This is a genomic window from Mesorhizobium sp. M2A.F.Ca.ET.067.02.1.1 (genome assembly GCF_004023285.1).
In the GTDB taxonomy this organism is placed as follows: Bacteria; Pseudomonadota; Alphaproteobacteria; order Rhizobiales; family Rhizobiaceae; genus Mesorhizobium.
In genome coordinates, this window is the sequence record NZ_RZSB01000244.1 from 1 (window position 1) to 7,806 (window position 7,806).

Consider the following 7,806-nt stretch of genomic DNA (forward strand, 5'->3'; position numbering starts at 1 on the left):
GCGCCGGCACGCTGGCAGACGCCGCGACGATCAAGCTGCCGAAGCGCATTCCCTACCACATCGCCATGGACCTTCTGTTCACCGGCCGTTGGATGGATGTCGCCGAGGCGCATCGCTGGGGCCTGGTCAACGAGGTGCTGCCCAAGGACAAGCTCGAGGAGCGCGTCTGGGAGATAGCAAGGTTGCTCGCCAGCGGCCCGCCACTGGTCTTCGCATCGATCAAGGAGACCGCGCGTGTGGCCGAGGCGCTGACCTTCCAGGATGCGATGAACGAGGTGACGAGGAGGCAGCTGCCGACCGTCGATATCCTCTACGGGTCGGAAGACAATATGGAAGGATTCCGGGCGTTCGCCGAGAAGCGCGATCCGGTGTGGAAGGGACGATAACGTCGGAGATGACGGCGTCATCCATCATGACCGACTACAAAACCCTTATCGACGCGGAAACGTGGGCCTTCATCGAGAAGACCAACTCCTATTATCCGCCAGATACGATCGACTACACGATCGAAGAGCAGCGGGCGATCTACGACCGGATGTGCCGGGAGTTCTTTGCCGGCTACCCCCAAGGCGTGACGGCGGAAACGACTGTCGTTGCCGCGCCGACCAACAGCATCTCGATCCGCGTCTACCGCAACGCCGTTCCGAACAAGGCCGCGATGGTGCTCTATATCCATGGCGGCGGCTTCATCCTTGGCGGGCTGGACAGCCATGACGATGTCTGCGCCGAGCTTTGCGCCCGCACCGGCTTCGATGTGGTCTCGCTCGATTACCGGCTGGCGCCGGAGCATCTGCACCCGGCGGCCTTCGACGACGCCACGGACGCCTTCGAATGGGCCGCCAAGACCTATGACTGCCCGGTCCTGCTCTGCGGCGACAGCGCCGGCGGCAATCTCTGCGCGGCGGTTGCGCATGCGACGCGCGGCCATGCCAAGAAGCCGGCCGGCCAGGTGCTGATCTATCCCGGCCTCGGCGGCGACCACTCGAAGGGCTCTTACGTTACGCATGCCGAGGCGCCGATGCTGACCGTGCGCGACCTCGACTTCTACAAGCATGTCCGCACTGGCGGCGTCGACTTGACCGGCGACATCACGCTCTACCCGCTCGCCGACGCCGATTTCGCGAACCTGCCGCCGACCGTGCTGATCACCGCGCAATGCGACCCGCTGTCATCCGACGGCGAAGCCTATCGCGACCGCATCGTCGCGGCCGGCGGACACGCCTTCTGGTTCGAGGAACCCGGCCTTGTGCACGGTTATCTCCGAGCCAGGCACATGGTGGGCCGGGCGCGGACCAGCTTCACCCGCATCGTCGAGGCGGTTTCGGCGCTCGGGCGCGGCGACTGGATCTGGTGACATCCCAGGGCGCTTTCCGCTGCGCTATCCTGACATGAACCTTTCCCCGCCGGCGGGCGACTGATGGCCGGGCGCCGCGATGGTGCGGTCCGGAAAGGAAAGCCGACATGACCAGAAACCCAGGGACTTCGCGGTCTCCGGGAACAACGGGAGTCCAGCGCGATCACCGCCTTCGGGATGGCGTTGACGCGCTGGGCTTCCGGCTGATTCCGTTGACCCTGCCCGGCAGCCGGCGTATCGTCGCAAAGAGGAAAACAGACAATTCGATCGGGGAAGAACGTGCCGCAACGCCGCGCCTTGCCCCGGTTGGCGCGGTAGAGGCGGACGCTTCTCCCAGCGGCTTCGGGGGGAGTTCAATGTCTGGCGTTCGCGGCTCGTTCCTGCGTTCCCGTGGCGGCCGTTTGCGCCGCGCAATCGCGACAGGTAGCGGAATTCTCGCTTTGGCGCTGTCCGCCGGCCTGTGGCTCGGCGGCGCGGCGAAGGCGCAGGAGATCATCTATCCCGGATCGATGGCGGTCACCGGCTTTCCGGGCACCATCATTCCCGATTTCGATCAAGGTCTGCCGCCCGGCGTCGACCCGGTCGACGAGACCTTCATCGACACGTCCCGCGCATCCTTGCGCATTTTCGACGTCTCGCATCTCGGCGGGCCGGCCTCCGGCCAGCTTGTCTTCACGCCGCCTCCCTTCGAGGTGACGGCCGGGCAGATCGGTGAGGTGTTCGGCCTCACCTATGACGACGGCGTGCGCGACGGTGTACCGTCGGGCGTTCCCAACCTCTATGCGGCCGCGACCTCGCTGCAGGGCATCGAGATCGTCACGCCGGACCAGGACGATGACGGTAGGCCGGAACGGCAGCGCCGCGGCGCCGCGGGTGCGGTCTTCATGGACGGCCAGTTCGGCACCGAGAATGGCGGCGGCCCAGGCACGATCTGGAAGATCGACGGCATCACGGGCGCTGTCTCGAAATTCGCCGATATCGACACCAACAGCGGCCCCGGCATCGGCAACCTCGCCTTCGATCCGACCCATCGCGAGTTCTTCGCTTCGGATCTCGACACGGGACTCATTCACCGCATCGATATCGAGGGCAATCTGATCGACAGCTTCGACCATGGCGTTGCCGGACGACCGGCGCATGGGCTCGCGCCGGTCGCCGATGACGGCACCCCAATGGACATCCAGGCTGCCGCTTTTGATAGCGAAGACCCCGCGACCTGGGGCTACACGCAGGATGCGCGCCGGGTCTGGGCCGTCGCCTATCATGGCGGCCGGCTCTACTATTCCGTCGGCGAGAAGGCCGAAATCTGGTCGTTCGGCATTGCGAGCGACGGAAGCTTCGCAGGCGATCCGCGCTGGGAGCTGACGGTCAAGGCGGACCAGGATTATGCCGTCACCGACATCGCCTTCGACAACAAGGGCTTCATGTATCTCGCCCAGCGCGGCCCGATCGAAAATCGCTATGATTACAGCCGCTTCGCCTCCTCCGGCAAAGGCGAGCTGATCCGCTACTGGCGCGAGGACCCGGACGATCCGGCGACGGAATCGGCCTGGGTCGAGGTTCCAGAGGAATATGCGATCGGCTTCCCGCAGGGCAATCGCCAGTCGGCCGGCGGCGTCGACCTGCAATATCGCTATGATGCCGAAGGCAATCTCGACACGTCCGTCTGCACCGACACCGTCGTCAACACCGGCGACAAATTGCGCGACAATCCGGAGCTTGCCGAGCGGCTCGCCGCCGGCGGGCCGCTTGCCGTGCATGGCGTGCAGCTGACCCCGAGCGGGCTGGTCAAGCCGGCCAACGTGCCGCCCTTCGGCTCCTGGTTCGTCGATTTCGACGGCTATTTCGAGGACCCGGACGTGCAAGGCCATGTTGGCGACGTCAGGGTCTGGCGTCCTTGCGAGGGCCGCGCCGGCTATTACGAGGAAATCCCCGGCGGCTATCTGCCTCCGTTCTATCCGCCCGACTTCCCGCCGCCCGGCAATCTGCCGCCCTGCGTCGATGTCGAGGACGTGCATTACTACTGCACGCCGCGCGGGCTGCGGGCCGAACTCACTCTCCATGACCACGCCGGCTTCGGCGGCGATTCGATCAAGGCGCAGTCCAGGACGCCCGGCGTCGGGGTGACCACCCCCATGTCGCATGTCCCGGGCAAGCCCTACACGGTCGACATCACCGGCCATGATCCGGGCGATACCGTCAATGTCGGGCTCTGCTTCTATCGTAAGTCCGACCAGGACAAGGGCGGCTCCTACCCTTGCTGCAAGATGACGCTGCCGCTCAGAACGCCAGCCGTCGACTGCGAAGCGCCGAGGAGGGAAAGATGAGCGATCTCGCCCATTCCCGCTTCGCCTCGCGCAAAACCGTCATGGAGACGATCATGAAACCGCTGTCATATGCCAGGCGCGGCGCGCGCTGGCTGATGGCGGCCGGTATCGCGGTCGCCATGATGCCGGCTCTGCCGGCGCTCGCCCAGAGCCAGGCTCCGGCCGCGACCAGCCAGGCCGCCAATCCGGCGTCACGCGGCATCAACGCGGAACTCGCGCGGATCGTGCCGTTCTTCACCAAGAAAGGCGGCCAGAGAAGCTGCGATACGGTCGAATATGTCCTGAGCTTCGGCATCCATGGCGACCCGCAGGATTTCGACCGGCCAAGCGTGGCGGCCTTGCTCAAGGCGACAAGGCTCGATTTCAGGGACCAGCTGCCGCACGGCCTGCAGATCGTCAGCGTCAATGTCGCCGGCGACGGCACCAGCGCCTCCGGCGGACCGCTGCCGGCTGCTTCGATCAGCACGTCGGCGGGTCCGAACGACACGGCGAGCGTCTCCAATTTCCGCATCAGCGCTGCCAACCTCGATGGCGCGGGTGCTGCGAACGAACGCGTCATCACCTTCCGGATCACCGCCAAGATAGACCATGCGGCCTTCCCCGCACCGGCGACGGTCGACAACCAGGGAGAGATCAAGGTTTCGCTGCGAGGCGGGCCGGCAACGACCATCCCCTCGCAGGATCCGGACAAGCCAGACGACGGCGATTTCCTCACCGGGGTGAAAACCTCGATCAGGATCGACCTGACCAAATGCAACCCGCCGCCTCCGCCTCCCGGCAAGGAATGCTTCAAGGTCGAGCACGGCACCGTCGATTGCGTGCCCGGCGGCGGGGCCTTCATCTACCATATGCCGGTCGGACCCGAGATGGGCGGCAAATGGGTGCAGGTGGCGACGACCACTCCCGGCATCAGCATCGTTCCCGACACGCAGAAGGTTCCGGTCGGCGGCGGCGTGCTGAACTGGAAGATCATCGGCGCCTCGCCTGGCGAGACCATCCACCTGATCGTCACCGGCATCGAGACCTATGTCGGGCCGAAGGAGGGCTGGGGGCTCTGCTGCACCCAGGTCATCGACATCGTCATCCCGCGTGATCTGAGATGCCCGCCGAAGGACAAGGAGCCGGACCTCAAGGTCGAGAAGCATGCCGACGTGCCGCGCTGCACGATGGCCGGCGGCTGCGACTTCACCATCACCGTCACCAATGTCGGCGACGCGCCCTATAACGGCAAGATCGTGCTCGACGAGGTGACGTTGCCGGCAGGCTCGGTGCTGACTTCCGGGCCGAATGCGCCCTGGGTCTGCGTGCCCGGCACGACGCCGATGACCTGCACCTATCCGGTAACGACGCTCAACCCCGGCGCCGCGGTCAACCTCAAGCTCGGTTTCAAGCCGGCGGGCGGCTGGCAGGGCGGCGCGTTGCGCAACTGCGCCGCCTATGACTACCAAGCCAGCGGCAAGCCGCTGTTCGGCAGCCAGCAGAACGACCGCGGCTGCGCTTCGATCCCGATCTGCAGCCGTGGCGATCGCGATCCGCAGTGCAATCCGCCGGTCGAGAAGAAGGTCGACCTGATCCTGAAGAAGCGCGCCCGCACCCCGGTCTGCACGCCGGACGGCGTTTGCTCTTTCGTGATCGACATCATCAACAACGGCACCGGCACCTATAACGGGCCGCTGACGGTGATCGACACCTATCCGGGCGGCGCGCCGACCTCATCGACCTTCGGGCCGAGCCCGCCATGGGCTTGCGGACCTAACGGGCCTGGACAGTTCCGCTGCGACAATGCAGGCATCGCGCTGCCTCCGGGCGCCTCGACGCCGATCGTCGTCAAGGCGGTGATGCCGGCAAACTACCGGCCGGACACGGTCGAGAACTGCGCCGAGGTGAAAGGCATTCCCGGCGAGGTCGACCTCGCCAATAACAAGGCCTGCGCGACCGAGCGCATCCGCCATCCGAATGGCGGCCAGCCCGGTCTGCGCATCACCAAGACATGCGGCGGCTCGCTGGGCGGTGCCGCGGCTGTTTCCTGCCGGATCACCGTCAGCAATGCCGGCAGCGCGGCCCCAACTGGCCCGGTGCGGGTCAGCGATGCCGCCACGCTGGTGTCGGGCGGAGCGCCTGTCCAGATTCAAACCGTCACCCCTGACGGTGCGGACTGGGCTTGCGGTCCGGTGCCTGCAAACACGCTGTCGTGTCAGATTCTCGGCGCCGTGATGACGCCCGGAACCAGCCGGCACTTGGACGTGACGGTGAGCGGCAATGGCGCGTTCGAGAACTGCGCGCGCGGCAGTTTTGGGCCGGCGCCGGGCGACGACATCGTCTACCCGATCGGTCAGGCCTGCGCGAAGGGCGGCGGCGCCTCCACCATCCGCGTCGAGAAGACCGGCGACGCCGAATGCCAGCCGGGACAACCATGCTCGTTCGAGATCACCATCACGAATGACGGGCCGAACCCCTTCTCCGGTCCAGTCCGCATCGGCGATGCGATCGGCGTGGAGGGTCTCGGCCGGCTGGAAGGCGTTCAGATCACGTCGATCGACCCACCCTTCGGCTGTTCGCCGGAGCCGACGACGCTGCCGGCATCCTGCATCGCCAATCTGACGCTGGGCGCCGGCGAAAGCCACAGCCACCACGTCACCGTGATCCTTCCCGAGGATGGGCGCCTTGCCGCTCTGCAGGGCACGGTCAACGGCCAGAACTGCGTCGGCGTGCTTCCTCCGAACACGCCGGTGCAAGGCGGCGGCGACGTGCTGTCGCGCGACCTGACCACCAACCAGGGCGATCGCGGCAAGGCTTATGCGTGCCATCCCTTCACCATCCGGCACGCGGTGAAGAACCAGTGCTTGTATGGACTGGTGATGAACTCGGCCGGCCGTTGCGTCTGCCCGGAGGGCACCACCTTCCGCAACGGCCAATGTTCGGCTGGTGGAGGCACAGGCGGCGGCACCAAGCTCCTGCCCCTGCCGCCACCGCCGCGCTGCGTCCTGCTGCAGGGCCAGATCCGGACGGCGGACGGACGTTGCGTCTGCCCGCGCGGCACCGATCTGGAGAACGGCAAATGCGTGCGGAGCGACATACCGGAAGAGCCGCAGTGCACGCTGCGTCCCGGCCAATACCGCGACGAGAACGGCAACTGCGTGTGCCGCCGCGGCGAGCTGGTCAACGGCGTTTGCCAGGTCGCTCCACCGAAGTGCACGATCCGTGGCGCGGTGCCGACATCGAACGGCTGCACCTGCCCGGACGGGACGCATCTGGACCGCGCGGCCAAGGCTTGCGTGCCTGACCGGCAGCCGCCTGCCCACTGCCGCATCCGCGGCCAGGTGCGCAACGCCGATGGCGATTGCGTCTGCCCGAAGGGGACGGCGCTGAAGGGCAAGGCTTGCACGCCGATCAGGAAGCCGCAGACGTGCTCGATCCGCGGCCAGGTCCTCAACAAGCGCGGCGCCTGCGTGTGTCCGCGCGGCACCGAGGTGATAGAAGGCAGATGCGGCACGTTCGAAGACGCTGAATGCGCTCCGGGCTCGCAGATGATCGACGGCATTTGCCAGCCGATTATCAGGCGGCGCTGCCCGGTCGGCACGACCGGACGGTATCCGGATTGCTTCCCGATCCGCCGGCAGCCGGGCCTGGGGATCAATCCGAACCTGCTGCTCAACCCAAACATCCTGCAGCAGCTGGTGCCGCAGCGACAGCCGCGGCGTGTGCTGCAGGACCCGGCGGGCGCCAACATCCAGAACTTCAAGCCGTAAAGCAGGCGGCTGAAGACCAAGACCCGCCGGAGCGATCCGGCGGGTCTTTCTTGTCCCGCGCTTCCCCTTTCGGCATCTTCCTCCTGTTTAGCCGCATTTCCGCAACTCCAAGTGATTCCACTTGGGCGCAAAATGCTCTAGGCAATCCGAGATTTGCATCCGCAACAGAGGCCGCAGCATGAGCAAGAAGACCCTGATCGCACCGTCGGTGCTGGCATCGGATTTTTCGAAGCTGGGTGATGAGGTCGAGGCCGTCGCGGCGGCCGGCGCCGACTGGATCCATCTCGACGTGATGGACGGCCATTTCGTGCCCAACATCACCTTCGGCCCGCCGGTGATCAAGGCGATCCGCAACCGCACCAAGGCCTTTTTCGAC

The 7,806-nt window shown here is 66.1% G+C and carries 4 protein-coding genes and 1 pseudogene; all 5 read left to right on the forward strand.

All coding sequences use genetic code 11. The features are described 5' to 3' along the window. On the forward strand, nt 1-386 hold a 386-nt coding region (locus EOA28_RS17720), incomplete at its 5' end, for an enoyl-CoA hydratase-related protein (protein WP_245501547.1). A gap of 26 nt (nt 387-412) precedes the next feature. Beyond that, nucleotides 413-1,354 (forward strand): alpha/beta hydrolase, encoded by a 942-nt coding sequence (locus EOA28_RS17725; protein ID WP_127252080.1) that lies wholly within the window; start codon nt 413-415, stop codon nt 1,352-1,354. 356 nt (nt 1,355-1,710) lie between these two features. After that, complete coding sequence (locus tag EOA28_RS17730) at nt 1,711-3,681, forward strand: hypothetical protein (RefSeq protein WP_127252079.1); 1,971 nt, start codon at nt 1,711-1,713, stop codon at nt 3,679-3,681. Further along, complete coding sequence (locus tag EOA28_RS17735) at nt 3,678-7,430, forward strand: hypothetical protein (protein WP_128315102.1); 3,753 nt, start codon at nt 3,678-3,680, stop codon at nt 7,428-7,430. The genes EOA28_RS17730 and EOA28_RS17735 overlap by 4 nt, the downstream gene beginning before the upstream one ends. Nucleotides 7,431-7,608: 178 nt before the next feature. Continuing rightward, a pseudogene (locus EOA28_RS17740) lies at nt 7,609-7,806 on the forward strand (ribulose-phosphate 3-epimerase); the annotation flags it as partial.